Source organism: Maritalea myrionectae DSM 19524 (genome assembly GCF_000423365.1).
GTDB lineage: Bacteria > Pseudomonadota > Alphaproteobacteria > Rhizobiales > Devosiaceae > Maritalea > Maritalea myrionectae.
In genome coordinates this window covers 390,727-416,902 of the sequence record NZ_AUHV01000005.1, presented here as the reverse complement: position 1 = coordinate 416,902, position 26,176 = coordinate 390,727, and the positions used below count along the sequence as shown (strand labels likewise).

The 26,176-nt window shown below is 52.8% G+C and carries 28 protein-coding genes; 13 read left to right on the top strand and 15 right to left on the bottom strand.

Features of this window, described 5'->3' with window-relative positions; genetic code table 11:
- Positions 1–82: 82 nt before the first annotated feature.
- Positions 83–577: a hemerythrin domain-containing protein gene (locus tag G549_RS20690; protein ID WP_051213980.1), complete on the top strand. Its 495-nt coding sequence runs from the start codon at positions 83–85 to the stop codon at positions 575–577.
- Between the two features lie 22 nt (positions 578–599).
- Here G549_RS20690 and typA read toward each other — a convergent pair whose 3' ends face one another.
- A complete protein-coding gene (gene typA / locus G549_RS0116040; protein WP_027835879.1) occupies positions 600–2,417 on the bottom strand; it encodes a translational GTPase TypA in 1,818 nt (605 codons plus the stop codon).
- 175 nt (positions 2,418–2,592) lie between these two features.
- Positions 2,593–3,183: a carboxymuconolactone decarboxylase family protein gene (locus G549_RS0116035; RefSeq protein WP_027835878.1), complete on the bottom strand. Its 591-nt coding sequence runs from the start codon at positions 3,181–3,183 to the stop codon at positions 2,593–2,595.
- A 189-nt stretch (positions 3,184–3,372) separates the two neighbouring features.
- Here G549_RS0116035 and G549_RS0116030 point away from each other — a divergent pair, with 189 nt between their 5' ends.
- A complete protein-coding gene (locus G549_RS0116030) occupies positions 3,373–4,572 on the top strand; it encodes a benzoate/H(+) symporter BenE family transporter (protein ID WP_027835877.1) in 1,200 nt (399 codons plus the stop codon).
- Between the two features lie 187 nt (positions 4,573–4,759).
- On the opposite strand, the gene G549_RS20685 is transcribed toward G549_RS0116030, so the two are convergent.
- Entirely contained in the window at positions 4,760–5,362 is a 603-nt protein-coding gene (locus G549_RS20685) for a VOC family protein (RefSeq protein WP_051213978.1), read from the bottom strand.
- A complete protein-coding gene (locus tag G549_RS0116015) occupies positions 5,359–6,579 on the bottom strand; it encodes an argininosuccinate synthase (protein WP_027835876.1) in 1,221 nt (406 codons plus the stop codon). The genes G549_RS20685 and G549_RS0116015 overlap by 4 nt, the downstream gene beginning before the upstream one ends.
- A 163-nt stretch (positions 6,580–6,742) precedes the next feature.
- On the opposite strand from G549_RS0116015, the gene G549_RS0116010 reads away from it, so the two are divergent.
- From G549_RS0116010 to G549_RS0116000, 3 genes are all read left to right on the top strand, one after another.
- Positions 6,743–7,417: a LysE family translocator gene (locus G549_RS0116010; protein WP_084634231.1), complete on the top strand. Its 675-nt coding sequence runs from the start codon at positions 6,743–6,745 to the stop codon at positions 7,415–7,417.
- Between the two features lie 134 nt (positions 7,418–7,551).
- On the top strand, positions 7,552–8,106 hold the full coding sequence (locus G549_RS0116005; RefSeq protein ID WP_027835874.1) for a cysteine hydrolase family protein: 555 nt from the start codon (positions 7,552–7,554) through the stop codon (positions 8,104–8,106).
- A 1-nt stretch (position 8,107) separates the two neighbouring features.
- Positions 8,108–9,121: a GlxA family transcriptional regulator gene (locus tag G549_RS0116000; protein ID WP_051213976.1), complete on the top strand. Its 1,014-nt coding sequence runs from the start codon at positions 8,108–8,110 to the stop codon at positions 9,119–9,121.
- 1 nt (position 9,122) lies between these two features.
- Here the strand turns inward: G549_RS0116000 and rlmN are convergent, their stop codons facing one another.
- From rlmN to G549_RS0115985, 3 genes are all read right to left on the bottom strand, one after another.
- Positions 9,123–10,319, bottom strand: a complete 1,197-nt coding sequence (gene rlmN, locus G549_RS0115995; protein WP_027835872.1) for a dual-specificity RNA methyltransferase RlmN — start codon at positions 10,317–10,319, stop codon at positions 9,123–9,125.
- A 78-nt stretch (positions 10,320–10,397) separates the two neighbouring features.
- Positions 10,398–10,937 (bottom strand): invasion associated locus B family protein, encoded by a 540-nt coding sequence (locus G549_RS0115990; RefSeq protein WP_027835871.1) that lies wholly within the window; start codon positions 10,935–10,937, stop codon positions 10,398–10,400.
- A 131-nt stretch (positions 10,938–11,068) separates the two neighbouring features.
- The gene (locus G549_RS0115985; protein WP_169449669.1) at positions 11,069–11,584 is read right to left on the bottom strand and encodes an invasion associated locus B family protein; all 516 of its coding nucleotides are present in this window, start codon (positions 11,582–11,584) and stop codon (positions 11,069–11,071) included.
- Between the two features lie 223 nt (positions 11,585–11,807).
- Here G549_RS0115985 and G549_RS0115980 point away from each other — a divergent pair, with 223 nt between their 5' ends.
- Positions 11,808–12,275 carry a low molecular weight protein-tyrosine-phosphatase gene (locus G549_RS0115980; RefSeq protein ID WP_027835869.1) on the top strand — a complete coding sequence of 156 codons (468 nt, stop codon included), beginning with the start codon at positions 11,808–11,810 and terminating at the stop codon, positions 12,273–12,275.
- 404 nt (positions 12,276–12,679) lie between these two features.
- On the opposite strand, the gene thpR is transcribed toward G549_RS0115980, so the two are convergent.
- Positions 12,680–13,219 (bottom strand): RNA 2',3'-cyclic phosphodiesterase, encoded by a 540-nt coding sequence (gene thpR / locus G549_RS0115970; RefSeq protein ID WP_027835868.1) that lies wholly within the window; start codon positions 13,217–13,219, stop codon positions 12,680–12,682.
- A 221-nt stretch (positions 13,220–13,440) separates the two neighbouring features.
- Here thpR and G549_RS0115965 point away from each other — a divergent pair, with 221 nt between their 5' ends.
- A complete protein-coding gene (locus G549_RS0115965; RefSeq protein WP_027835867.1) occupies positions 13,441–14,208 on the top strand; it encodes a Bax inhibitor-1/YccA family protein in 768 nt (255 codons plus the stop codon).
- 360 nt (positions 14,209–14,568) lie between these two features.
- Here the strand turns inward: G549_RS0115965 and G549_RS0115960 are convergent, their stop codons facing one another.
- From G549_RS0115960 to G549_RS0115950, 3 genes are all read right to left on the bottom strand, one after another.
- Complete coding sequence (locus tag G549_RS0115960) at positions 14,569–14,916, bottom strand: DUF2794 domain-containing protein (RefSeq protein ID WP_051214034.1); 348 nt, start codon at positions 14,914–14,916, stop codon at positions 14,569–14,571.
- Between the two features lie 295 nt (positions 14,917–15,211).
- Positions 15,212–15,946, bottom strand: coding sequence for a DUF1223 domain-containing protein (locus tag G549_RS0115955; protein ID WP_027835865.1), 735 nt, complete (start codon positions 15,944–15,946; stop codon positions 15,212–15,214).
- Positions 15,947–16,000: 54 nt separating this feature from the next.
- Positions 16,001–16,564, bottom strand: coding sequence for a TetR/AcrR family transcriptional regulator (locus G549_RS0115950; protein WP_027835864.1), 564 nt, complete (start codon positions 16,562–16,564; stop codon positions 16,001–16,003).
- Positions 16,565–16,645: 81 nt separating this feature from the next.
- Here G549_RS0115950 and G549_RS0115945 point away from each other — a divergent pair, with 81 nt between their 5' ends.
- Positions 16,646–17,245 (top strand): NAD(P)H-dependent oxidoreductase, encoded by a 600-nt coding sequence (locus G549_RS0115945; RefSeq protein ID WP_027835863.1) that lies wholly within the window; start codon positions 16,646–16,648, stop codon positions 17,243–17,245.
- 55 nt (positions 17,246–17,300) lie between these two features.
- On the opposite strand, the gene acnA is transcribed toward G549_RS0115945, so the two are convergent.
- On the bottom strand, positions 17,301–19,976 hold the full coding sequence (acnA, locus tag G549_RS0115940; RefSeq protein WP_027835862.1) for an aconitate hydratase AcnA: 2,676 nt from the start codon (positions 19,974–19,976) through the stop codon (positions 17,301–17,303).
- 221 nt (positions 19,977–20,197) lie between these two features.
- On the opposite strand from acnA, the gene ccmA reads away from it, so the two are divergent.
- Genes ccmA through G549_RS0115915 form a run of 5 tightly spaced genes read left to right on the top strand, consistent with a single transcriptional unit; the run spans position 20,198 to position 23,000 of the window.
- Positions 20,198–20,812, top strand: coding sequence for a heme ABC exporter ATP-binding protein CcmA (ccmA, locus tag G549_RS20680; RefSeq protein WP_169449668.1), 615 nt, complete (start codon positions 20,198–20,200; stop codon positions 20,810–20,812).
- Positions 20,809–21,474 (top strand): heme exporter protein CcmB, encoded by a 666-nt coding sequence (ccmB, locus tag G549_RS0115930; protein WP_027835861.1) that lies wholly within the window; start codon positions 20,809–20,811, stop codon positions 21,472–21,474. The genes ccmA and ccmB overlap by 4 nt, the downstream gene beginning before the upstream one ends.
- A 3-nt stretch (positions 21,475–21,477) precedes the next feature.
- A complete protein-coding gene (locus G549_RS0115925) occupies positions 21,478–22,263 on the top strand; it encodes a heme ABC transporter permease (RefSeq protein WP_051213969.1) in 786 nt (261 codons plus the stop codon).
- On the top strand, positions 22,260–22,442 hold the full coding sequence (gene ccmD, locus G549_RS0115920; protein WP_027835859.1) for a heme exporter protein CcmD: 183 nt from the start codon (positions 22,260–22,262) through the stop codon (positions 22,440–22,442). The genes G549_RS0115925 and ccmD overlap by 4 nt, the downstream gene beginning before the upstream one ends.
- A 6-nt stretch (positions 22,443–22,448) precedes the next feature.
- Positions 22,449–23,000 carry a DsbE family thiol:disulfide interchange protein gene (locus G549_RS0115915; protein ID WP_027835858.1) on the top strand — a complete coding sequence of 184 codons (552 nt, stop codon included), beginning with the start codon at positions 22,449–22,451 and terminating at the stop codon, positions 22,998–23,000.
- Here G549_RS0115915 and G549_RS0115910 read toward each other — a convergent pair.
- From G549_RS0115910 to ftsY, 3 genes are read right to left on the bottom strand one after another with little or no spacing between them, the layout of a single operon-like run.
- Positions 22,997–23,596 carry a septation protein A gene (locus G549_RS0115910; RefSeq protein WP_027835857.1) on the bottom strand — a complete coding sequence of 200 codons (600 nt, stop codon included), beginning with the start codon at positions 23,594–23,596 and terminating at the stop codon, positions 22,997–22,999. The two genes, G549_RS0115915 and G549_RS0115910, sit on opposite strands and share 4 nt — an antisense overlap.
- Positions 23,597–24,691: a threonine aldolase family protein gene (locus tag G549_RS20675; RefSeq protein ID WP_051213967.1), complete on the bottom strand. Its 1,095-nt coding sequence runs from the start codon at positions 24,689–24,691 to the stop codon at positions 23,597–23,599.
- Positions 24,691–26,172, bottom strand: coding sequence for a signal recognition particle-docking protein FtsY (ftsY, locus tag G549_RS20670; RefSeq protein ID WP_051213965.1), 1,482 nt, complete (start codon positions 26,170–26,172; stop codon positions 24,691–24,693). The genes G549_RS20675 and ftsY overlap by 1 nt, the downstream gene beginning before the upstream one ends.
- Positions 26,173–26,176 lie beyond the last annotated feature (4 nt).

The window sequence follows — 26,176 nt, the reverse complement described above, 5'->3', positions numbered from 1 at the left end:
CTAGGTCAAGGCCAAATGCAATTTTCAGCGTCATCATACGCTGAGTTTGGTACAACCCTTTTAAAGAACAAATCAAAGCAACATGAAAACCGATAGCACATCCGCACGGCAGAAAAATAGATCGCAATCGATGCTTGACGATTTTGACGCACACCAGCATCAAATGGAAGTGCTGTGCGGTCGTCTGGAATTGATCGCGGATTTGCTGCCTGATCAGGCAGATCCGACATTGTGCAAATTCACAAGTGACGGCATGGTTAAAACGCTTTCAGATGCACAAACATTTGAAGAAAAAGAGCTTTTTCCAGCGCTTGAGGCGGTCGGTGCATTAGAGTCGGACATGAGCAAAATCATCGCACAATTGCGCGACGAGCATTATGAAGATTTGTGCTTTGCCGAAGAAATCCGTGAAAATCTGCGCACAATCATTGAGGGCGAACCCACTCAGTCAGCCAATGCGACCGGATATATGTTGCGCGGTTTTTTCGAAAAGCTGCGTCGCCACATGGCTTATGAACGCCACCTCACCGCCAGCCTGAGACAAAAAAAAGCGCCAGGCGGACCCGACGCTTCTTAACTTCCTAGCTTGAAAGCCTCAATTATGAGGCTTTTGCCGCAGCGCGCGATGCACGCTTACGGTCATTTGGATCAAGCATAATCTTGCGCAGGCGAATGCTCTTTGGCGTCACTTCCACATACTCATCGTCAGCGATGTAAGAAAGCGCTTGCTCCAACGACATCTTTTTCGGCGTGGTCAGCTTCACTGCTTCATCCTTGCCGGATGCACGCATATTGGTCAGCTGCTTGCCTTTAAGCACGTTCACTTCCAGATCATTGCCACGTGAGTGCTCACCAACGATCATGCCTTCATAAACATCAACGCCTGGTTCGATGATCATCGGCCCACGATCTTCCAGATTGAACATGGCAAACGCAACCGCTTTGCCCGTACCGTTGGAAATCAGAACGCCCGTGCGTCGACCCTGCATTTTGCCCCGGAACGGTGCATATTCGTGGAACACACGGTTGAAAATGGCAGTGCCGCGCGTATCCGACAACAGTTCTGGCTGATAACCGATCAAGCCACGTGTGGGCACATGGAACACCAAACGGGTGCGACCACCGCCAGAAGGCTTCATCTCGATCAAATCGCCCTTACGTTCCGCCAGTTTTTGCACCACAGGACCAGAAAATTCTTCATCCACATCGATGATGACTTCTTCAATCGGCTCCAGCTTGACGCCGTTTTCTTCGCGGTAAACCACTTTTGGACGCCCAAGGCACAATTCAAAACCTTCGCGGCGCATGGTTTCAATCAAAACGGACAACAGCAATTCACCACGGCCAGCCACGTCATAGCTGTCGCCATCAACGCCATCAGTCACTTGCAAGGCCACATTGCCTTCAGCTTCCGCATGCAAACGATCGCGAATAACGCGCGATTGCACTTTGTCGCCTTCTTGGCCAGCCAATGGCCCATCATTCACACGGAACGACATGGTCAAGGTTGGCGGATCGATCGGCTGCGCTTGCAAAGCTTCCTTCACAGTTGGCGCCGCAATGGTGTCCGCAACCGTTGTGGTCATAAGGCCAGACAGCGCCACAATGTCGCCCGCCTTGGCTTCTTCCACTGGCACGCGCTCCAACCCCTTAAAGGTCAACACTTTAGAAACACGTCCGCGCTCAATCACCGTGCCGTCGCTCGAAAGGCCATGCACTTGATCATTTGGCTTGATGGAACCAGATACAATCCGGCCCGTCAAAATTCGACCCAAAAACGGGTTGGATTCAATCGTTGTGGCCAACATTTTGAACTCACCTGGCTCAACATGCGGCTCAGGCACATGATCAATCACCATGTCCAACAATGGGGTCATGCTCTCTTGCGAACCGCTTGGATCGTCTGCCATCCAGCCCTGCTTTGCAGAACCATAAAGCACCTTAAAATCCAACTGTTCTTCGGTGGCATCCAGCGCCACAAACAAGTCAAAGATTTCGTCAAGCACTTCGTCGGCGCGTTGGTCTGGCTTATCAATTTTGTTGATGGCCACAATCGGCTTCAAGCCAATTTTCAGCGCTTTCGACAACACAAACTTGGTTTGTGGCATTGGGCCTTCGGCGGCATCCACCAAAATGATAGCCCCATCCACCATGTTCAAAATACGTTCAACTTCACCACCAAAATCGGCGTGGCCTGGCGTATCCACAATATTGATGTGCGTGTCTTTCCAATCAACCGAAGTAACTTTGGCCAAAATGGTGATGCCACGTTCGCGCTCCAGATCATTGCTGTCCATAGCCCGTTCTTCAACGCGTTGGTTTTCGCGGAAGGAGCCTGACTGTTTCAAAAGCACGTCAATCAAAGTCGTTTTGCCATGGTCAACGTGCGCGATGATGGCGATATTGCGCAAAGCCATTTTATAGATCCAATCTATTGGGAGTTTTATCTGAGGCTGCTTTACTGCTGATCTGGCTTTGGAGCAAGTTATATTTGCCCAAACAGCTGAAAAACCGGGTCTTAAGCGGCTTCATTTGTTGTTTTAGGTAAATATGTGGGCCTTGCGCAACAGCAACCCACACCCAAAGCAAAGTTTAAATGTGCTTGCCCTTGTTCCAATTTTGCTTGGCCAGCAGTTTGTCACCGGCGGCTTCCGCGTCTTCTTCCAACGTGGTGCCCATGGAATCGTTCCACCGATTGAGATAGCCGAATAGCGCAATTACGCCCAGTATTTCGACAATTTCACCCTCATCCCAATAGGTCCGGACCAGCTCTATCAACTCCGCGTCGACCCGATTGGGCACACTCGCCGCAGCAATTGCCAACTCAAATGCAACTTTTTCGGCTGGCGTATAAAGGTCGCTGTCGCGGAATGACCAAACATTTTCTATCCGCATTTGCGATGCCCCATAGCGTTCAGCCGCTAGCGCCGTGTGGGCCTGACAATAGCGGCAGCCTGCCGTCGTTGAAGCAATATAGCCAATCAATCGCTTTTGCTCAGCAGTGACACCGCCCTGATTTTCCATCACAGCTTTGTTCAGCTCGATAAATGCTTTCGCAATGCGGGGGCGCCGCTGCATGGTCAATATGGAATTCGGCGGGAAGCCCAAGGTTTCGTTAAAAAACTCAGCCAGCTCCATCACGTCTTTATCGTGATCTCGCGCCAACGGCGTCACCAACGGCATATTCCCCCCCTTTAGTAGCTCATAGAATTGTCTGACAATTTTTACCGAGTCCTTGAAGCAATGGCAACATGCAATTTTTGGCATGTTTTTGCCCTCACGCGCCCCTACAATTGGGCTGCCTTTGAACTATGCAGACGGCAAATTTTATGTAGAGTGTGATAATCTTCATTCGCACTCTGGCCCACCATCATGCTCAAAGACTTTTCCGCGCAAGCTCTGTTCATGGGCATTCTGGTTGCCTTTGTTGGCTTCGCCAGCTCATTTGCCGTCGCGCTACAAGGCCTGCGCGCCACCGGGGCAACAGACGCACAAGCTGCCACCGGATTGATGGCTCTTTCCATTGCCATGGGCCTCGGCGGCATCTACCTAGCACGCAAATATCGCATGCCCATTTCGGTGGCCTGGTCGACCCCTGGCGCAGCGCTCCTGATCAATTCAGGCCCCGTAGATGGTGGCTTCGAGGCGGCTATCGGTGCGTTTATCATCAGCGCCATCTTGGTCATCATCGCTGGGCAAGTGAGGCCCTTTGGACGCTTGATCAACAAAATCCCAAGCGCTATCGCCAACGCAATGCTCGCTGGTATCCTGGTGATCCTGTGTTTTGCCCCCTTTAAGGCCATCGCCTTCAATCCGGCTTTAGGCTTGCCAATCGTGCTGGCCTGGTTGATCGTCGGGCGGTTCAACAAAGTGCTCGCTGTGCCAGCCGCGTTGATTGCCTTTGTGATCGTGGTGGTGCTGGCCATTAAGTTGCCCGACAACAGCGCCGAGTTGCTGGCCGCGTCATTTCCCCCAAATGTGGCGATCGTGATGCCCAGCTTTAGCTGGCCCGCTTTGTTTGGGCTGGCGCTGCCCCTATTCTTCGTCAATATGGCCAGCCAAAATATACCCGGCATTACAGTTCTGCGTGTGCATGATTACGATCCGCCTTCGGGCAATTTATTCTCGACAACGGGCTTGTTCAGCTTGTTTTCAGCCCCCTTCGGGGCACATGGGGTCACCTTGGCGGCCATCACTGCCGCCATGTGCGCCAGCGAAGATGCCCATACGGATCCGAGCAAACGCTATTGGGCCGCAATTGTTGCGGGCATCGCCTACGTCTTGCTGGGGCTGGCTGCCGGCATCGCCGCCACATTCATCACGCTGGCGCCTGCCATCTTGATTGAAGCGGTGGCAGGCTTGGCGCTCATCGGCGCTTTCGCCGGTTCAGCCAAAGCCGCCTTCGAGCAAGAAAACCATCGCGAGGCCGCGGCGGTCACCTTTTTGATCAGCGCATCCGGGGTGAGCTTTTTTGGCGTTGCCGGGGCGTTTTGGGGGCTGTTGGCGGGCATCTTTATCGTAACCGCAAATAATCTGGTGCGCCGTCGGCGAGACAAATCCGCCAAAAAGTAAAGGCCTCCCATCTGGCGCTGGGAGACCTTTTAATTCGATTGATCAGCAGTGAAACGGGAGTCCACGATGCTTGAAAAATCAAGGACATAGTGCCTGAACTCCCCCATAAAGCTCAAGATGACCCAAATGATACCAACGCGCTTTCGCGCTGAAATCATTGCAGAACAGCTATTGTGCCAAATTTGATTTAGAATTGAATGGTTTGACCAATGGAATTCCGGATCTGAAGGCCCGAATTGTCCGGCAAATTACCCTGTTGCGAACAAGGCCAATCTAAGTCCAAGGCCAAATCGTGCGGCCAGCTTACCTGCGTCAAGGTCAGGCCCTGCGAGATGACATTGTCCAATGGGTGACCCTTGGTCCATTCAATCAAATTGGGGGTCGGACTAGGAAAGCGATAGGGACCGACTTGCAACCCGAATTGCCAAGTCAGTGCGCCACGGGCCAACGAAACCACTTCATACTGATCCGCGCCCAACTTCTGTGTCGCTTGCGCGATATCGTCGGTGCGCACCACCAAACCAATATACCCCACCTCGTCGGATTCAAACGTGAAATCATCCAGCCCAAACCATCGGGCGCGTTTAGGCGTCGCCGCAGGATTGGGAGCAATCAATTCAAGATAAAGGGGATAGCCGGACGCCTCCAGCCGCCATAATTTGTTGTGAGTGGCAAACAAATCATGTTCGCCACCCCCAAAGGGTGCAGCGCCAAACCATTCGGTAAGTTGTGCGGCACCGCGCGCCAAGTCGGCAGTGCCCAACACCAAATGATCCAGCGTCAATTTCATTTGTTCTGGTCGCGGCGCGCCGCGTAGGTTTTCAACCGCAATCCATTGAGCTGAATAAAGCCTTGGGCATCCTGATGGTCATAGGTGCCAGACCCTTCTTCAAAGGTCACCAGATCTTCAGAATAAAGCGAGAATGGTGAGGAACGGCCAACCACTGTGGCGCTGCCTTTATAAAGCTTCAACCGCACTTCACCAGCAACCATTTCCTGGCTCTTATCGATCAAGGCCTGCAGCATTTCACGCTCGGGTGAATACCAAAAACCATTATAAATCAGCTCGGCATAGCGTGGCATGATCTCATCTTTAAGATGCGCAGCGCCGCGATCAAGGGTCAAGGATTCCATGCCCCGGTGCGCTTCAAGCAAAATGGTGCCGCCCGGCGTTTCATAGATGCCGCGAGACTTCATGCCCACAAAGCGATTTTCCACCAAATCCAAGCGACCAATACCGTGCTTGCCGCCCAATTCGTTCAGTTTGGTCAGCAACATGGCTGGAGAAAGCTTTTCACCATTGATGGCGATCGGATCACCTTTTTCAAATTCCACGGTGATATATTCAGGCGTGTTCGGCGCATCTTCCGGGTTTACCGTGCGCTGATACACATAGTCCGGCGCTTCCACAGCTGGGTCTTCCAGCACTTTGCCTTCTGATGAGGTGTGCAACAAGTTTGCATCCACCGAGAACGGCGCTTCGCCGCGCTTATCTTTCGGCACAGGAATTTGGTGCTGCTCAGCAAATTCAAGCAAACGTGTGCGCGATTGCAAATCCCATTCACGCCAAGGTGCGATCACCTTAATGTTCGGGTCAAGCGCATAGGCTGCCAATTCAAACCGCACTTGGTCATTGCCCTTGCCGGTCGCGCCATGCGAAATCGCATCCGCGCCCACTTCACGGGCAATCTCCACCAAACGTTTCGAAATCAACGGGCGGGCGATCGATGTGCCGAGCAGATAAACCCCTTCATAAAGGGCGTTGGCGCGGAACATGGGGAACACAAAGTCGCGCACAAATTCTTCGCGCACATCTTCGATAAAGATTTCCTTGATGCCCATCATTTCCGCTTTTTTGCGGGCAGGCTCTAGCTCTTCACCTTGGCCCAAATCGGCTGTGAAGGTCACCACTTCACAATCATAGGCTACTTTAAGCCACTTCAGAATGATTGAGGTGTCCAAACCGCCAGAATAGGCCAACACCACTTTATTGATTTTCTTGCTCATCGGCTCAAACTCTTTGCTTTTATGCTATCTCGCGCCCCTTATAGATTTGCGCGGGCCAAATGAAAAGCCATTCAACACAAAATTGGCCCTTTCAATCATTGGACAAGCCAACAAAAGCAGGGCATATATTTCGAAGGCCTGCATAAAGGGGGGATCATTCGACATGATGGCATATCTGGCTGATTTAAGCACCATACTGCTGCCCAACCCGGCGCTGCTGGCAGCGTTTGCCCTCGCCACCATTGTTTTGGCCATCACCCCCGGCCCGGACATGGCCCTCTTTTTATCTCGCGCCCTCAACTTTGGCCGCGCCCATGGCTTTGCCGCACTCGCTGGCGCCTGCTCCGGCATCTTGATCCATACTTTGCTGGTGGCATTGGGCATTTCCGTGCTGATCGCCACCGCACCCACCGCCTTTTTGGTGCTGAAAATCGTCGGTGCGCTCTATTTGATCTGGCTGGCCATCGGCGCCCTGCGCGCTGGCAATAATGTGCAATTCAACTTTGGCAAAAGCACCAAACAGCCAAGCCTCAAAAAATCTTATCTGACCGGCGTTGGTATCAATTTGCTGAACCCGAAAATCGTTTTGTTCTTTATGACCTTTTTGCCGCAATTTGTAGTGGCGGGCGATCCATACGCCGCCCATAAATTATTCACCCTCGGCATCCTGTTCATCGTGATTTCATTGCCGCTCACTGTGGCGATGATTGCCGGAGCGGATTGGCTCTCCAAAGCCTTGCAAAAATCAAAATGGATTGGCCGGGCACTCAACTATTCCTTTGCCGCCGTATTCACTGCCTTCGCCGCAACAATCCTAACCGCACAAGCGCGACACTAAGACCCCGAACTTCATCCGACATTGGCACGCATGATTTTTTGGCGTAAATTGTCCTAAACATGTCGGTGTAGCGCGTATTATGCTTCATGATAAGCGCGTAAGGTTTGACGATCACTCAAACCAAAAGGCGTAAAATGTCATATAATTCACACGCTTTGCTCATCATTGATGTGCAGGAAAGCTTCCGCCATCGCGATTATTACCAGGAGCACTATCTCCCGGATTTTATCGACAACATCCAAAAGCTGATCACTGCAGCAAAACAGGAAGGCATAAAGCTGGTCCAAATTTTCCATACGGAGCCGGAAGGTGTGTTTTCCAAATCTTCCGGTTTTGTCAAAACCCTGTCACCCATCACCATCACCCCGGATCTGGTGATCGAAAAAACACGGCACAGCGCCTTTGCGGGCACCGCGCTGGACATCTGGTTGAAAGAAAATGGGATCAATGAGCTGACCATTTGCGGCATCCGCACCGAGCAATGCTGCGAAACCACCACGCGCCATGCCAGCGACATCGGCTATAAGGTCAATTACGTGACCGATGCCACGCTCACCTTTGATATGCAACATCCGGACGACTCGTCTCTTTCTGCCGACCAGATCAAGCACCGTACAGAAACCGTATTGTCCAAACGCTTCGCCACCATCCGCAGCTTGGATGACGCGATCAGCCATTTCGGAGACTAAAATGGATAGAGGGTCAGCGCCGATCCCCATCAAAACCTATTTTGCCTTAGGTCCTAACGCGTTGATGCTGGATATTGCTGGCCCTTGCGAGGTGTTGCGCGGCGCCAATATGGTGCAAAATCAATGGCGCTATGAGGTGCAATTTGTCAGTGCCACGCCTAACGCCCCCACCTCACTGGGATACGCCCTTGAAAATGTTGCCCCATTGCCGGAGCATATTGAACCAGACGCCATGGTGGTGGTGTGCGGCAATGCCAGCGAAATGCCCGGCTTTGCCAACATGCCCGCCAATCAGGATACCCGATCTGCCGACACGCAATTGGAAACTTGGCTGCGCCGCACCATCGCGTCCAGCCATCAGCTTGTTACCGTGTGCAGTGGGGCCTTACATGCAGCCCGCGCGGGCTTGTTTGATGGCAAACACTGCACCACCCATCATAAATGCCTGGATGAGTTGCGCGCCATCTCCCAAAAAATCAAAGTGGAGGAAAACCGTCTCTATGTTGAAGATGGCCACCGCTTTTCCAGCGCTGGTATCACTTCAGGCATTGATTTGATGTTGCATATTGTGGGCAAAAGGCTGGGTCTGGCGGCCACGGCGCAAATCGCCCAACACATGGTGGTGTTTAACCGACGTAGCGGCAACGAACCGCAATTGTCCCCCTTCTTGCAGGGCCGCAGCCATCTGCACCCCACCATTCACCGCATTCAGGATCAGGTCACAACCAACCCCACCAAGGATTGGACCGTGGAGCGTTTGGCCAACGAAGCGCACATGAGCACACGGCATTTTTCACGCCTGTTCAACAAGGAGACTGGCGTGACCGTGCCCGACTACATCAATGGGCTACGCATCGCCATGGCGGAGAATATGCTCAAGGCCCAACATGTGAGCATTGAAAATCTGGTGGACAGGCTGGGTTATAATTCAACGCGCCAATTCCACCGCGCATGGAAACAGCGGCACGGCAAGTCGCCCCGTCAATGGCAGCGCGAACAGGCGGTTGAGGCTTAGCCTATTCAGCCGCCGCAATGGCATCGCGTTCTTTTTTGCTCATGCGCTCAGTTTCAGATTTCAACTGACCACATGCGGCAAAAATATCTCGACCGCGCGGGGTGCGTACCGGGCTGGCATAGCCGGCCATATTGACGATATCTGCGAATTTCTCGATTTGCGCCCAGCTCGAACATTCATATTGTGAGCCCGGCCATGGATTGAACGGGATCAAATTGATCTTGGCTGGAATACCATCAAGCATGCGCACCAATTTCTTGGCGTCCTGCACGCTGTCATTCACATCCTTGAGCATCACATATTCAAAGGTAATGCGCTTGGCGTTGGACAGGCCCGGATAATTGCGGCACGCTTCCAACAAATCTTCGAGCGGCCATTTCTTGTTGATCGGCACCAACTCATTGCGCAGCTCATCATTCACCGCGTGCAGCGAAATCGCCAGCATAACGCCGGTTTCTTCACCAATTTTCGGAATAAAAGGCACAACGCCAGAAGTCGACAAGGTGATGCGACGACGCGACAGAGAAATCCCTTCGCCGTCTGACATCAGCAACATGGCTTTTTTCACATTGTCATAATTGTAAAGCGGCTCACCCATGCCCATCATCACCACATTGGTGACCGAGCGAATGCCTGCACGCGGCACAATGCCATCTGTTGGGCGCTCGCCGCCGGGATAATCGCCCAAACGCTCCCGCGCCATCAAGATCTGCGACACGATTTCACCGGCGGTCAAATTGCGCACCAGCTTTTGCGTGCCCGTGTGACAGAAGGTACAGGTGAGCGTGCAGCCAACTTGCGACGACACACACAGAGTGCCGCGGTCTTCTTCAGGAATATAAACGGTCTCAACATCAACAGGCGGCATATTGGGCTGCATAGGGTCTTTAAACCGAAACAACCATTTGCGCGTGCCGTCGGTGGACACCTGTTCAGACACAATTTCTGGACGAGATAGGTCAAACTTGTCGGCCAAATCTTGCCGCAAGCCTTTTGCGATATTGGTCATTTGATCAAAATCGCTGGCGCCATTGACATAAAGCCAGTTCCACAGCTGCGCCACGCGCATCTTGCGCTGCTTTTCAGGCAGACCCAATTCTTCCAACGCGGCCATCAGATCGTCACGATCCATCCCCACCAAAGACGGTTTGGAGGCGGTTTTCACATTGGCATTGGCGATATCTAGGCTGATCGACATGTTATAACCTCATCAATTCAGAGGCGAGCCAATACCAGACCCTAGGCCAAAAGGCAAAGAATTTTGGAGTTTGACCCGCTAGTTGCAGGCGTTATCAATGGCCCGCATGGAGGCCGTGGCCCCCGAAAGCGAAAACACCATGCGTACCTTGGTGCCGCGTGCATCAATGCCTTCCACCACCATGGTCGACCCGCGCCGCATGGCCGCGGCCATATCCGCGCTTTGGCTGATATCTTCCAACCAGGCGGAATCCCCTTGTGTAAACAAGGAATAAGATTGGTTGCCAATCCGTGCGGCTGCCAAGCTATCGGTTTGAAAATCAAAGCCCGCCACCAGATTGATTTCGTGGCGCACGCCTTCATTCGGCCGATGCGTCACGTAAAAATAAGGATCATCCATGCCCTCAATTTGCGGTTCGATCTCAACCGGCTTTGAATGAACAAAACAAAGATTTGTCGCAGATTTCACCGTGGAATAGGCAGACCAAGCTTTAAAATCACCCAACGATTGCACAGATTGGGCAAACCCAGCCTGTCCCATCGCCAGCACCATAATCATGGCCAGAAAACCAAATTTGATCAGCACGCAGTGAGAAAACCAAAATTTACCGGTGCGCATATAACCTGCCCTATTTCATAAGATCGACTAGCATGGGGTTAAACCACAGCTTTGGGTAAAATGCACCCCAAAACGCGCCAAAGCGCGAAACCAGTTCGCGCTTTGGGCTCTTCAGATCATTCAATCAAGAATTAATTGCATTCTTTGTCGATGGCATTCATCGCGGCGGTCACGCCGGACAATGAATAAGTATCTGTTGTGCGGGTTCCCCGCGTGGAGATACCGCGCACCACCATTTCAGATCCACGTTTCATGGCGCCAACAAAACTTGGCTCGTCTGCCGTTGAGGCAAGCCAACCTGCTTCTTGTTCGGTGTCAGTGACCATCGGGTAAGCTTTGCCATCCACTGTGGCGCTGGCTTCTGCCCCAGGCTTGAAGGGATAGCCAATCAAAGTGGCCACTTCGTTGCGCTTGCCACTTCCCATGCGGTGCGTCACCAGAAAATGGATCGGGCTGCGTTTTACATTGGTCGGTTGCGCATCTTGAGGTTGCGAGGAGATGTAGCAAATCTTGCCTTTGCTGTCCTGATCGGTCCACGCGGTCCAAAAATTGTACGTGCCGATCTTGGTCGCCGCTGCTTGCGCCGCGCCCGTTGAAAGCACGCCTACCATCAGCGCAACACCTGCTTTAAGCGCAAATTTTTTCATTTGTTTTGCTTCAATCATTCCTTTGGGTCCTTTGTCCAATTACCCACGTTCCCGCTTATTATCCGCCAATGAGGGTTACCAAGCCGCAAACATTTGTAGCTTTTTAATCAAATTCTCAACATAAGCGGAAATTTGACCTTATTTTGGCATATGTCTATCCATACACCCTGTTTCACAATTCAAAGTGAACGAAGCGTTAAAACCCGCTGGTAAAGGAGCCAAAATGCCCACTTTTCCTACCTCAATTTTGCTGGTGTGCCTTGGAAATATCTGCCGTTCACCCACCGCGCACGCTGTGTTGCAGCAAATGGCACAACAACAAGGCATCAATTTGACCATTGATAGTGCCGGTACGGGTGATTGGCATATTGGCCACACACCGGATGAACGCGCGATGAACGCCGCAAAATCCCGCGGCTATGATTTATCACAACTGCGCGCCCGACAGGTGGAACCCGACGATTTCTACCGCTATGATTTGATCCTTGCGATGGACCGTTCAAATCTCAAAAACCTGAAGAAGCTGGCCCCCAAAGATGCGACGGCGCAAGTCGAGCTATTTCTGCCCTATGGCGACAGCGCAACCGAAGAAGTGCCAGACCCCTATTTTGGCGGCGAAGGCGGCTTTGACCATGTGCTTGACCTGATCGAAAACGCGAGCCGCAAGATTTTGGCGCGGTATCAGGGATAATATTACGCGGGTTGCTCTCGTATGGACGGTGCGGCCTCACGGCTATTCGATGCTGCGCATCGGCCCGCGACAATCCAGTGCAAAAGTGCGCAAAGCTGTTTTTCGCTCACGGTTGAGCGGCGGCTATGCCGCCTAACCTGCGCGGACGCGAAACCTGAAGGTTTCGAGGTCCTCGCTATGCTCGTCCACTCTTTTCCCTCACTTGCCCAGAATTAGTGTGGGGCACCACTCGGCGGGGGTGCCGGGGTAGTGAGCGCAGCGAACGACGGCGGCGCGTAAAAAACTGGGGGTGCCGAGGACGGGAGCGAAGCGACCGGTGGCGGCGCGTAAAAAAACCGGGGTGCTAAGAGAAAGGGCGCATAGCACACATTGGCGGCAAGCCCCCCGCTCAACCGCAAGGCAACCTAAGCCGCCAGAGGATAGGCTTCTTCCACCAAATAAGGGCCACCGCCAATCGACTCTCTGGCCGAATACAGCACAAACTGGCGCACACGGAACCGAAGTGGATAGAAGGCACTGGACACTTCCAAATGATGCGCCATGTCCTGAGGCGTCGTATCATGAAGGCGGGCCAAGGTGACGTGTGGCGCATATTTGCGCCCCGACGGCTCCAACCCCAATTGTTGCATCACCCGTTCTTGCTTGTCGTGCAATTGCATCAACTCTGGCGCCGGGTCGACACCTGCAAACAGAGCTCGCGGCCGCTTACCACCAAACACGCCAAGATGCGAAAGGGTTATGTCAAACGGCTCCTCAATCGACAATCGACCCAGCTCATACACAATTTCGTGTGCGGTACGATGATCAACGTCACCAATATAACGCAATGTAATGTGATAATTTGAGGGATCGATCCAACGCGCGCCGTGTAGGCCGCCTCGTTTTAAGGAAAGCGCGAAACCAACATCGCCCGGAAGTTCCAGGCCAGTGAAGAGACGGGGCATAAAACCTCCCAACCTTCTGATGTAAAAAACATCGCCTAAATCCAAGCTACCATGATTCGTGTGACAATTTGGCGAAAATTTTATATGTTACCTCAAGCACTAAACCGACATTGCGTCGCACACGTACATCTTGAAATTGTCGAATTTGATCGCCATATTACGGGCAAGATTGTATAGACAAGGCATCACGCCACAATAATTTGCTGAAAGGGAACTCATCTATGGCAGAATATGATCGTCAAACAATGGCCTCACGAGGCGGCGCTCAGGCCGCAATCGATGAGGGCCTACGCGCCTATATGTTGGGCGTTTACAACTATATGGGCATCGCCCTGGGCATCACCGGTGTGGTTGCCTATTTCTTGACGATGCTCACCACCACCAATAATCCTGATGCTGCTGTGGTCCAAATGGGCCAACACTACCTCACATCTTTGGGCGCCACTCTATATGGTTCACCATTGCAGTGGGTTGTAGCGCTTGCGCCATTGGGCTTTGTGTTTGCCTTAAGCTTTGGCATCCACAAAATGAAGTTTGCGACCGCACAATTGGTGTTCTGGGGTTTCTCCGTCGCCATGGGTCTTTCGCTGTCATCGATCTTCTTGGTCTATACAGGCGAAAGCATTGCGCGCGTGTTCTTCATTACCGCGGGTACATTTGGTGCCATGAGCCTTTATGGTTACACCACCAAACGTGATCTGACCGCGTGGGGTTCTTTCTTGATGATGGGCCTGATCGGTATCATCATCGCGTCAATCGTAAACATCTTCCTCGCATCTAGCATGTTGGCGTTTGCCATTTCTGTGATCGGTGTGTTGGTATTTGTTGGCTTGACCGCATACGACACGCAAAAGATCAAAGAGAACTATTATGAAGGCGACGGGTCTGAAACCATGGGCAAGAAAATGCTGATGGGCGCTTTGGCCCTCTATCTGGACTTCATCAACTTGTTCTTGATGTTGTTGCGCTTGTTCGGCAATCGCGAATAGCGACCCAACATCACAATGCTGAAACAACAATCCCCGCTTCATTCGAGGCGGGGATTTTTTATGGGGGCTCTATTCTTGCCGCCGTCAGCCCGCACCTCCGGCATTTTTTACGCGCCGCCGTCGTTCGCTGCGCTCACTCCCCCGGCCCCCCCGCCGATTGGTGCCCCACACAAATTCTGCGCAAGAGAGGGAAAAGAGTGGACGAGCACCGCGAGGACCTCGAAACCTTTAGGTTTCGCGTCCGCGCAGGTTAGGCGGCGTAGCCGCCGCTCAACCGTGAGCGAAAAACAGCTTTGCGTACTTTGCACTGGGTTGTCGCAGGCCGATGCGCAGCATCGAGCAGCCGTGAGACAAAAGAAGCTACCGCACCAAGCTGATGTCCCCATCCAGCACTTTGAGCACCTGCACCAATTCATGGCCGCGCTTTAAAATCTGTCCGTTTTGTCCCACGACACGATATTGTCCCTGCTTCCGGCGGAGGCTGGGGTCCTTTTCAATGCGGAACACGGGCATCTCGCTTGCACGCTTAAAAATCGAAAACACCGCGCGATCCTTCAACATGTCGATGGCATAATCCCGCCATTCACCGTTGGCGACATTTCGACCGTAAACATTGAGAATGGTAGAAAGCTCGCGCCGATCGAAGCTGACATTCATGGGCGCAAGGGCGGATTTGTGGGAGGATTCGTTGGAGTGGACCAAGCGAATGTGCTGGCTTTCGCCTTTGCTTCGAGATGACGCCAAATTTCACACCTTATGGTTCAAATCACTTCAGCGAATGATCGCGCCAATTCGCAAATGTGACAAGCCCCAAAATTGGCCCCAATTTAATCACATTTCCGGCAAACTGTTGCCGAATTACATCGGTAGAAAGAGATCATAGCCTCCAGTACCCAGCCCCTGAGCGGTTTGCCCCCAAATAAGCCTGCTCAGGGCGCTGGACCTCCAAAATCAGTTTGGATGGCCTCCAGATACCCTTTGCGCCCCCCTTTCGGGGGCGTCTTTATTTTTGGATAGATGCTGCACCCAGAATTGGGCCAGGGCCGCCGTCACGCTTGGTTTGCACCAAAACGGCCATACCGTCCGCCCCATCAACCAGTATGTCACGCAAAGGCAGTTCCAGCTGATGCTGGGCCTCCCCATGCCACATGCCCACAGGCAAGCGGTTGCGGGCGATAAAACTATAGGTCAGTTTTTTGCCTTCATTTTCCCCGCGGCGGATATCAGTTTCTGCTCGGGAAATATAGGGAATAACCCAAATGGTCGCATCAACGCTTTCCGCGCCATCGCTGGTCAGATCAATCGTCAAATTGCCATCTGCAACCGCCAAATCGACCTGTACATCGAGCTGCGCGTCTTCCACCAACTGTTCGACATCGGTGCGCCGTGACCCAACCGCATCGCCCTTGCCATTGACGATCAGTTGGGGAGTATACACCCGGCCTGCGCCAAAGGATTTGGCATAATCCCGTTGCAATTTGGAATATTTTGGTGCTGAAAACACATCTTTCCAGCCGATATAATTCCAATAATCCACATGGTAGGCGATGGTGATTAGATCATCCTGCTCACCCCATTGGCGCAAGGCTTCATCTGCTGGGGGGCAAGATGAGCATCCCTGCGAGGTGAACAACTCCAAAACCGCCTTGGGATTGGTTTTCATTTCCATGGCCGTCGCCACAGCGGAAAACCCTGCCAATTGCGCTGCCACCAACAATGTTGAAAAAATGTGCTTCATAGCCATTTTATTACGCCAAGCAAGCGTAACAAACCAGTCACATTGGAGTGAGCTCTACCGGTTTTTGAATATATAAGCGTCCAACAGGGCGGCAAATTCATCCACCACGGCTTCACCGCCGTCGCACGCACGATACATCACCGCCGCATGCACGAAAAAGGCGCGTACCGCAACAATATCCAAGCCACCCCCGTCGCCGCGATTACCGAGTTTTTGCGCCAATGCTTCAAACAGCTCGGCTTCCACCGGCTCAATCAATTGGCGACAAATATTTTGCCCTTCACCAACAATCAGCCGAATATAAACATCATCTTGCATGATGAAGGCGAAGAAGGGGTCAAAGATCCTGCGCACCTGCGCTGCGCTTTGCAGCTTCGATTCTGCCTCAGTGCGGATGAGACATTGGCCCAGCTCCTCAGCGAACAGCGTTGCAGCCAAAGCCAGCTTCTCGCTGAAATGCGCCAACACTGTGCCTTTGCCCACCTCAGCTTCTGCCGCGATCTGCGCAATTGAAATTTCGTCATAGCTTTGTTGGCGCATCAGGCCGGCAAAACTTTCCAAAATATGCGCGCGGGTGGCCTGCGCCCGCTTCTGTTTGCCTTCAACACGTAAATTCATAAATTTTGCTTAGCACAATTGACCGCGGTCAAAAAGTAAAATATGTAAGTTGACCACGGTCAATTATTGAAAGGTTTCGACATGAATATTGTGATTATCTCCGGCCACCCCCGTGCCGATAGCTTTACCCACGCCCTCGCCCAAAGCTATCAACAAGGGGCTAAAGCAGGCGGGGCAAAGGCAAATCTCTTTTCTCTTTCGCAGGGCAATCTAAACACAGGACCCATGGTCAGCGGCCCAAGCAAAGAAAACTGGAATGACGAAATTAGCGCCCTTTGGACGGCGATCAAAAAGGCGGATCACATCGTGGTGGCACACCCCTTGTGGTGGGGCAGTATGCCCGCTGAATTGAAAAATCTGTTTGATCGGCTGCTGTTGCCCAATCTCGCCTATAGCTACAAAAAGGGCAGCCCGCTGCCTGTCGGTCATCTCAAAGGCAAAAGCGCTGAGGTGATCATGACGTCGGACACGCCAGACTGGTATTACCGTTTGGCCTATGGCAAGGCCCAAACCAAATTGATGAAAAATCAGATTTTAAAATTTGTCGGATTGAAGCCGCTACGCTTCACCCATATTTCGCCGATCCACAACATGCCCGCGCCAAAGCGCCAGATGCATTTAAATAAGATTGAAGATATGGCGAAAAAATTTGTGGCCAAGCACAAAAAAAGCGCGGCCTAAACCGCGCTTCTTAATTCAACAAATGCTCGGCCACATTGGGCCGAGTTGCATTGCGTTAGGCAACCAGATTGCGCAACACGTAATGCAAGATACCGCCATTGCGGTAATATTCCATCTCGTCTTCGGTATCGATCCGGCAAAGAGCAACAAACTCTTTGTCAGTGCCGTTTGGAGACTTCACTTTGACGGTCACATCGCAACGCGGTGTGATCTTGTCCAAGCCCTCAATGGTGATTTCTTCGTCACCTTCAAGATTGAGACTCTTCCAGCTCGCACCATCTTTAAACTGCAATGGCAAAACGCCCATGCCAACCAAGTTGGACCGGTGAATACGCTCAAAGCTTTCCACGATCACCGCACGCACGCCGAGCAAACGTGTGCCCTTCGCCGCCCAGTCCCGTGAAGAGCCTGTGCCATATTCCTTGCCGCCAAACACAACCAATGGCTTGCCTTGTTCGGCATAATCCATCGCAGCGTCATACATTGCAGCAACTTCGCCATTTGGACCCTTGGTGAAGCCACCTTCAACGCCGGGCACCATTTGGTTCTTGATGCGGATATTGGCAAATGTGCCGCGCATCATGATCTCGTGGTTACCCCGACGAGAGCCATAAGAGTTGAAGTCTTTTGGCGCCACTTGACGGTCCTTCAAATATTGACCCGCAGGCGTATCCGCCTTGAACGAACCAGCAGGTGAAATGTGGTCAGTGGTGATGCTGTCACCAAACAAGCTCAAAATACGCGCACCACGCACATCTTCGATTGGCTTGATGTCTTTGCTCAGACCTTCAAAGTATGGCGGGTTCTGAACATAGGTTGAAGAAGAGTTCCACGCATAGGTTTCACCACCTTCAACTTTAATGTTCTGCCACCCGGCATCGCCTTTGAACACGTCTGAATAGCGACCTTTGAACATTTCAGGTGTCACTGTTTCGCGAACGATGTCAGCGATTTCCTGTGCACTTGGCCACACATCTTTCAAATAGACGGGTTGTCCATCTTTGCCTGTGCCCAAAGGCTCAGTTGTGATGTCTGTGGTCATTTTGCCCGCCAACGCATAGGCCACAACCAATGGCGGAGACGCCAGATAGTTGGCTTTCACGTCTGGGTTGACCCGGCCTTCAAAGTTCCGGTTACCAGAAAGCACTGAACACGCCACCAAATCTTCGGCATGTACGGCAGCAGAAATAGGCTCAGGCAATGGGCCAGAGTTACCAATACAGGTGGTGCAACCATAACCAACAAGGTTAAAGCCAAGCTTGTCCAAATCATCCTGCAAGCCAGATGCTGTCAAATAGTCGGTTACGACTTGTGACCCAGGTGCCAATGATGTTTTCACCCAAGGCTGCACTTCCAACCCAAGTTCAAGCGCTTTGCGGGCCACAAGGCCAGCCGCCACCAAAACAGCAGGGTTTGAGGTGTTGGTACATGACGTGATCGCCGCGATCACCACATCACCATGGGTGATGGAATAGTCTGTGCCTTCAACTTTGGCTGCAGGCTGATCAGTTTTTGCAAACTCACCCGCCAAGGCCTTCGCGAACTTCTCTTTCGCCTCAGCCAGCACAACACGATCCTGCGGACGCTTTGGACCAGAAATCGCTGGATCAACGTCATTCAGATCCAAATAGAGCACATCGGTGAACTCTGGATCCGCGCTGTCGGTGGTGCGGAACATGCCTTGCGCTTTGGAATATTCTTCCACCAAAGCCACGCGGTCATCTTCGCGGCCAGTGGTGCGCAAATAAGCCAATGTTTCATTGTCGACAGGGAAGAAACCACATGTCGCGCCATATTCCGGTGCCATGTTGGCGATGGTCGCTTGGTCTTCCAAGGTCAGATTGTCGAGGCCAGGGCCGAAGAATTCAACGAACTTGCCCACAACGCCGCGCTCACGCAACATTTCGACAACACGCAACACCAAGTCAGTTGCGGTGATGCCGTCTTGCATTTCGCCTTCAAGCTTGAAGCCAATCACTTCTGGCAACAGCATAGAGATCGGCTGGCCCAACATGGCCGCTTCCGCCTCAATGCCACCAACACCCCAGCCCAAAACGGCCAAGCCGTTGACCATGGTGGTGTGGCTGTCTGTACCCACCAGCGTATCTGGGTAAGCAACGGTTTCACCATTCTCTTCTTTGGTCCAAACAGTTTGGGCCAAATATTCAAGGTTCACCTGGTGACAAATGCCTGTGCCGGGAGGCACAACGCGGAAATTATCAAACGCTTCTTGGCCCCAGCGCAAAAATTCATAACGCTCGCCATTACGCTCATATTCGCGCGCCACGTTCTGGGTGAAGGCTGTCCCTGTGCCGAAAAAGTCAACCATCACAGAGTGGTCAATCACCAGATCAACAGGTACTTGCGGGTTAATTTTTTGCGGGTCAGCGCCCAAGTTGGCGGTGGCATCGCGCATGGCGGCCAAATCAACAACGGCTGGAACGCCGGTAAAGTCCTGCATCAACACCCGTGCTGGACGGTATGAGATTTCATGGGAAGAGGATTTGTCTTTCAACCATGCGGCGCAAGCTTCGATATCGGCTTTGGTGACCGTACGGCCATCTTCAAAACGCAAAAGGTTTTCGAGCACCACTTTCAAAGAATGCGGCAGGCGCGAAATGCCTTCAAGGCCGTTTTTCTCTGCTTCAATTAAGGAATAATATGTATAAGTTTTATCGCCGACCTGTAGGGTCTGTTTGGCGTTAAAGCTGTTCAACGAGGTCTGTGTCACGTGCATTGCCTGTATGTTCGGAGTTTCAACCTGAGCCCTGGTCATTTTGCCAAAAATTCTCGACAAAAACCAACAAGCGTGAAACGAGTTACCATTGTCCCCTAAATGGCGCTCGCGCGCTTTATAAAGAATAACACCGCCTCTTGCCAGCCTCAACTTAATGCCATTATGTGCTTCTCATGAGAAAAAACGGCAAAAACCCTGAAAATATTGCATTAAATGTGACAGATTTGGCCTGCGAGCGCGGCGGATTTGAGATTTTTGCCAATGTTTCCTTCACGGCAAAGCCCGGTGAAGTGATTCTTTTGCGCGGCCCGAACGGCGCAGGCAAGTCCACATGTCTGGCCACACTTTATGGGGTTTTGCCCAAATCTGCCGGCGATATTTCATTTGAAAATATCGATCCTGAACGCGAGCCGCGGGAATATCTGCACATTGTGGGCCACGTGCCTGGGGTAAAAACCACCCTCACCGTAAAAGAAAATCTCAGTTTCTGGGCGCAGCTTTATGGCGGCACCGAAAATGTGCTGCCCGCCATCGAGGCCGCCGGGTTAGACGCCATTCAGGATTCCGAAGCCTCTATTCTCTCCGCAGGTCAAACCCGTCGATTGGGCCTTGCCCGGCTATTGGTGGCCAACCGCCCGATCTGGATTTTGGATGAACCTACTTCGGCTCTTGATAAACAAGGCGACCAATGGGTGGGGCAATTGATCGCGGACCATTGCGCCGAAGGCGGCATTGTGATCGCCGCGACCCATTTGGAAATTCCGCATCTCGCGCCAGAGGCCGTGAAAACAGTGATGATCGGGCAGACAGCGATGGACCATGCCTCATGAAACCATTTCTCGCTGTGTTGACCCGCGATATGAAACTGGCCACCCGGATTGGCGGCGACAGCCTGACTGTGCTGCTGTTTTACATCATGACCGGCGCGATCATGCCCTTTGCTATCGGCCCGGATAAGGACCAATTGGCCCAGCTCGGCCCGGCCATCATCTGGATCAGCGCTTTGCTGTCGCTTTTGTTGGCGCTCGACCGCCTGTTTCGCATGGATCATGAGGACGGTTCGCTGTTGGCCATGCGCCAGGCCAGCCTGCCGCTTGAGATGATTGTGGTCGCCAAAATCTGCGCCCACTGGGTCACAACTGCGTTACCCCTGATTGTCGCCACCCCTGTTTTGGCGATATTGCTCAATCTTGAGATAGATCAAACCCTTCGGGTGATTTTCACCCTATTGGTTGGCACACCGGCGCTCATTTGCTTTGGGGCCATCGGCGCGGCGGTGACCGTATCCATCAAACGCGGGGGCTTGATTGCACCGATCTTAATCTTGCCGCTCTCGATCCCTACATTGATTTTCGGGGTCAGCGCGGTCTCCAGCGGCGCAATCGCCAACGCACAGGATGCGGCACTTTTGTTCCTTGCAGGGTTTACCCTGCTCAGTTTAGTGTTCACCCCGTTTGCGGCGGCACTCGCATTAAAAATGGCAGCAGAATAGTCTATGACAGAGTCAAAATCTCAAGAACCAACGCCACAAGATTTGGGCTTTTTCTCGCGGATCGCCCATCCCGGCTATTTCCTTGAATGGTCCCGCTATTTCATTTGGCCGCTCGTGGGCATCGCCGCCATTTTGATGGCCTATGGGCTTTATCTCGCCTTCTTTAATTCACCGGCTGATTATCAGCAGGGCGAAACCGTGCGCATCATGTATGTACATGTGCCCAGCGCCTGGCTCTCCCAGTTCTGCTATGCGATCATGGCCGCGGCCGCCATCGGCTCACTCGTATGGCGTCATCCATTGGCCGACGTCTCAGCCAAAGCTGCTGCACCTCTTGGCGCAACCTTCACAGCCATCGCTTTGATCACCGGCGCGCTTTGGGGCGCACCAACTTGGGGCACCTTCTGGGAGTGGGACGGGCGCATGACCTCCACCCTCATCATGCTCTTTATTTATCTTGGCATTATCGCCCTGTGGCGCACTTTTGAAGATCAGGTGCGCGCGGGTCGCATCATCGCGGTGATCACCTTGGTTGGAGCGATCAATGTGCCCATCATCAAATTCTCGGTGGACTGGTGGAACACGCTGCATCAGCCCGCGTCTGTGTTCCGTTTGGATGGACCAACCATGCCACCCTCCATTCTGCTGCCGCTATTTGTGATGTTCTTTGCCTTCTCATTCCTGTTTTTGCTGCTGCATTTCATTTCCATGCGCACAGAAATTTTGCGCCGCCGCGCCCGCGCGATTGAACGGCAATATGCGCAACAATTAAGGACCCAAAAGCCATGATCGAATCCGGCAAACATCTCGAATATATATTCGGGGCCTATGGCCTGTCTGCACTCCTGATTGTGTTGCTGAGCATCTGGGTAGTCCTGTCTTACAAAAAGCAGAAGAACCGTTTGGACACCCTGAAAGCCATGGGGTTGAAACGGCGGTCTGAACGCACGCAGATCAAGCCGGAGTAGCGCACCATGAAACGCACGTTGATTTTCGCCCTGCCCTTGGTGCTGACCATTGCGCTATTTGCGCTTTTTGCCAGCCAGATCAATCGCGATCCGGACCTGCTGCCCTCGGCCTTAATGAACAAGCCTGCCCCTGAATTCACCCTTCAGCCCGTCGAAGGCCATGATCAGCCGGGCTTTTCCAGCGCCGATCTGAAAGGTCAGCTAAGTCTGGTGAATGTATGGGCCAGCTGGTGCGTGCCCTGCCGGGAAGAGCATGAATTTTTGATGCGTTTAGCCGAGCGCGATGACATCAAATTGTTCGGCATCAATTATAACGACCAGCCCGAAAATGCGCGCGACTTCTTGCGCAAGCTGGGCAATCCTTTCGACGCTGTCGGCGACGACCGGAACCGCCGCGTCAGCCTGGAATGGGGCGTTTATGGCGTGCCGGAGAGCTATCTCGTCAATAAGGACGGGGTGATTGTTTACAAACACACCGGCCCGATGAGCGAAGACAGCTTCCAAAACAAAGTGCTGCCCGCCATCGCTAAAGCCTTAGAGGCGCAAGAGGCGTCTTAAGCCTCTTCGCCGCTTGGTGCATATTTGTTCAACACCGGCACCACCAGCGCAAATGAGAAAATCAAGGTGAGCGGCATAATGCCCCACACTTTGAACGCAACCCAAAAGTCGGTTGAGAAATTGCGCCACACAATCTCATTGATCAGCGCCAAAACGAAAAAGAAGATCGTCCAGCGCCATGTGAGAATGCGCCAACCTTCGTCACGCAATTTATAGACATCGCCAAACACATAGCGCAGCAGCGAATGGCCGAAAAGCAGCCCACCCAGCAACACACCGCCAAACAGCACATTCACAATGGTCGGCTTGAGCTTGATGAAGGTATCGTCCTGCAAATAAAGCGTCAGCCCGCCAAAAATCAGCACCACAACGCCAGTGACCAGCGGCATCACCGCCACGCGCTTGAGGATCAACCAGCTCAAGATAAGTGAAAGCACCATGGCGCCCATAAACCAAGCGGTGGCGACAAAAATGCCCGCGCGCGCATTCAAAATAAAGAACAGCACCAAAGGGCCAAGCTCCAAACCCAACTTGATCAGCTGCGGCTTAAGCTCATCCCAGTTCAGCTCTTCTGCGGGATTTTTCTCTTCGCTCATCTAAACCTCAATCTCGTTCCGGGCTGTGCCCACACTTTGCGACAAATAATCGGCCCATTCTTCAACGCTCAGCGACATGCTGCCCGCGCCAATGGCCACTTCAATCGCCTGCACTTCATCATAAATAGTGGGCAAAGCATGACCCGATAGCCAAACCTTATCCGCTTCAATCTGCTTTTCAAAGGCCGCTTCCAGTGCCGCCTTTGGGGCTTCAATATGCACTTGGAAATTGGGCGTCTCGGGCACCAAAGGCACCGTACGCACCCCATCAATTTTGTTGAACTCAACGGCCAATTTCTTGGCAAAAGCAGTAAACTCGCCGATACGCGGCAAAAACTCGTCCAACCCGATCAACGCTGTGATCGCTTGCGGAAATTCAAACGGCACATTGGCCCCATGGCGGGTGAACCACACATCGCTTTCGGCCAAAAATTCCTCATCCGCCAGCAAACCACAACCGCCAATATTGGCCAGCTCTTTGTAAAAGCTGCAATAAAGACTGTCGCACAGCGCCATAATCTCTTTAAGGCTTTTGCCATAAGCCTCAGCCACACCAAAAACCCGCGCCCCATCGAGATGGAAATGCACACCCCGTTCACGGCACCAATCCGAAATTTTCACCAATTCTTCAAGGGGGGTCAGCTTATAACCTGCCCGCCGCACCGGCAGTTCCACACTGACCACGCCTGGCACTTCACCCATCTTGTCCAGATCATCGACCGTAAAGGGCTGATAGGCTGTGCCCAGCCGCCGAAACTGGATCGGATGCAGAATCTCCACCGCTTCCATTTCATCAATATCGAAATGGGTCATGCGGTGAATGGCCACCAGATTATTTCCCTGCCGCTCCACAGCCGCCCGCAAGGCCGCCATTTGCGCAATCATGCCCTTGATGCAGAAGCGTGCGCCGCTGGTGCCGAACAGCTCTTTCAGCCGCTCCACCACCAAATCGCTCGCGCCGCCCGCACCATACACATCGCTGGGCAATTGCGCATAGTCCGACTGCGCCAATTTTGCGAACAAATCTGCCGGTTTAAACGGCGCAAAGGCATGCAACACATGGGTGCACGCCAGCATTTTTTCCCGCGCCACCATTATTGCGCCCCCGCAATCGCGGCCGCAAAATCATCAGCTTCAAACGGCTCCAAATCTTCGATGGTTTCGCCGACACCGATAAAATGCACTGGCAATTTATGCTTTTGCGCAATCGCCACCAAAATGCCGCCGCGCGCCGTGCCATCCAATTTGGTCATCACCAAACCAGTCACCCCGGCGCGTTTACCGAAAATCTCCACCTGATTAAGCGCATTCTGCCCAGTGGTCGCATCCAGCGTCAGCAAGGTGGTGTGCGGCGCTTCGGGATCAAGTTTTTTGATCACCCGAATGATCTTTTCAAGTTCCGCCATCAGCTCATCACGGTTTTGCAAACGGCCCGCCGTATCAATGATCAACAGGTCGCAATTTTGCGCCTGCGCTTCTTTCACCGCGTCATAAGCCAGACCAGATGCATCGGCCCCTGTTGGTCGCGTAATCACCGGCACATTGGAGCGTTCGCCCCAAACCGTAAGCTGTTCAACCGCTGCCGCGCGGAACGTGTCGCCCGCCGCCAACATCACCTTTTTGCCTTCACGGCTATATTTTGCCGCCAATTTGCCAATGGTGGTGGTCTTGCCGGACCCGTTCACACCCACCATCAACAAAATATGTGGTTTGTGCGCAGTGCCCAGCTCGAACGGCACCGCCACCGGTGCCAAAACCTTACTAACCTCATCGCGCAAGACGGAGCGAATTTCCTCGACGCTGATTTCTTTATCAAAGCGATCTTTGGCCAGTTTTTCGGTGATCTGGATTGCAGTTTCCACACCCAAATCCGCCTGGATCAGCGTATCTTCCAACTCTTCCAGCGCTTCATCATCCAGCTTGCGCTTGGTGAAGATGGACGAAATATTGTCCGTAAGCTGATCGGATGAGCGTTTCAGCCCATCGCGCAACCGAGCGAACCAGCCTTTTTTCTCGCCGGAGTCTTCTTTGTTGCCGCCACCGGTCGCTACGCTCCCGTCCCCGGCACCCCCGCCGGATGTATCGTCGCCACCGTCCGTCGTGACAACGCTTTCACTTTCAGGCTCAGGCTCAGGCTCAGGCTCAGGCTCAGGCTCAGGCTCAGGCTCAGGCTCAGGCTCAGAGGCAGCTTGCGCAGCCTGTTCCAGCTCGGAAATCTCTTGCAGCTCTTCTTCCACCGTTTCAACCGCTTTAGCCGCAGCCTCTTCTGGCGCAGGTGTGGGCGGCTCGGCGTCCGGTGCTTCCTTCAGATCTTCTTCAATCTGATCCAGCGCCTTGTCGATGGACTCATCAATACTGTCTTTCGGCTCTTGCCAAGGCTGTTCTTTTTCAAGCGCCGCAGCTTCTTCTGGCGTCACATCGGCAGAAGTCTGATCTTCACTTTGGTCTTTCGGCGTCTCTTTGGGTTGCGGCTCATCCTTGCCCCCCAACAGTCGCGACCAAAAGCCTCTTTTTTTGCCGCCGTCGGCTCCTTTGGAGCCGTCCCCGGCACCCCCGCCTGATTTCTTCTCCGCCATAAAG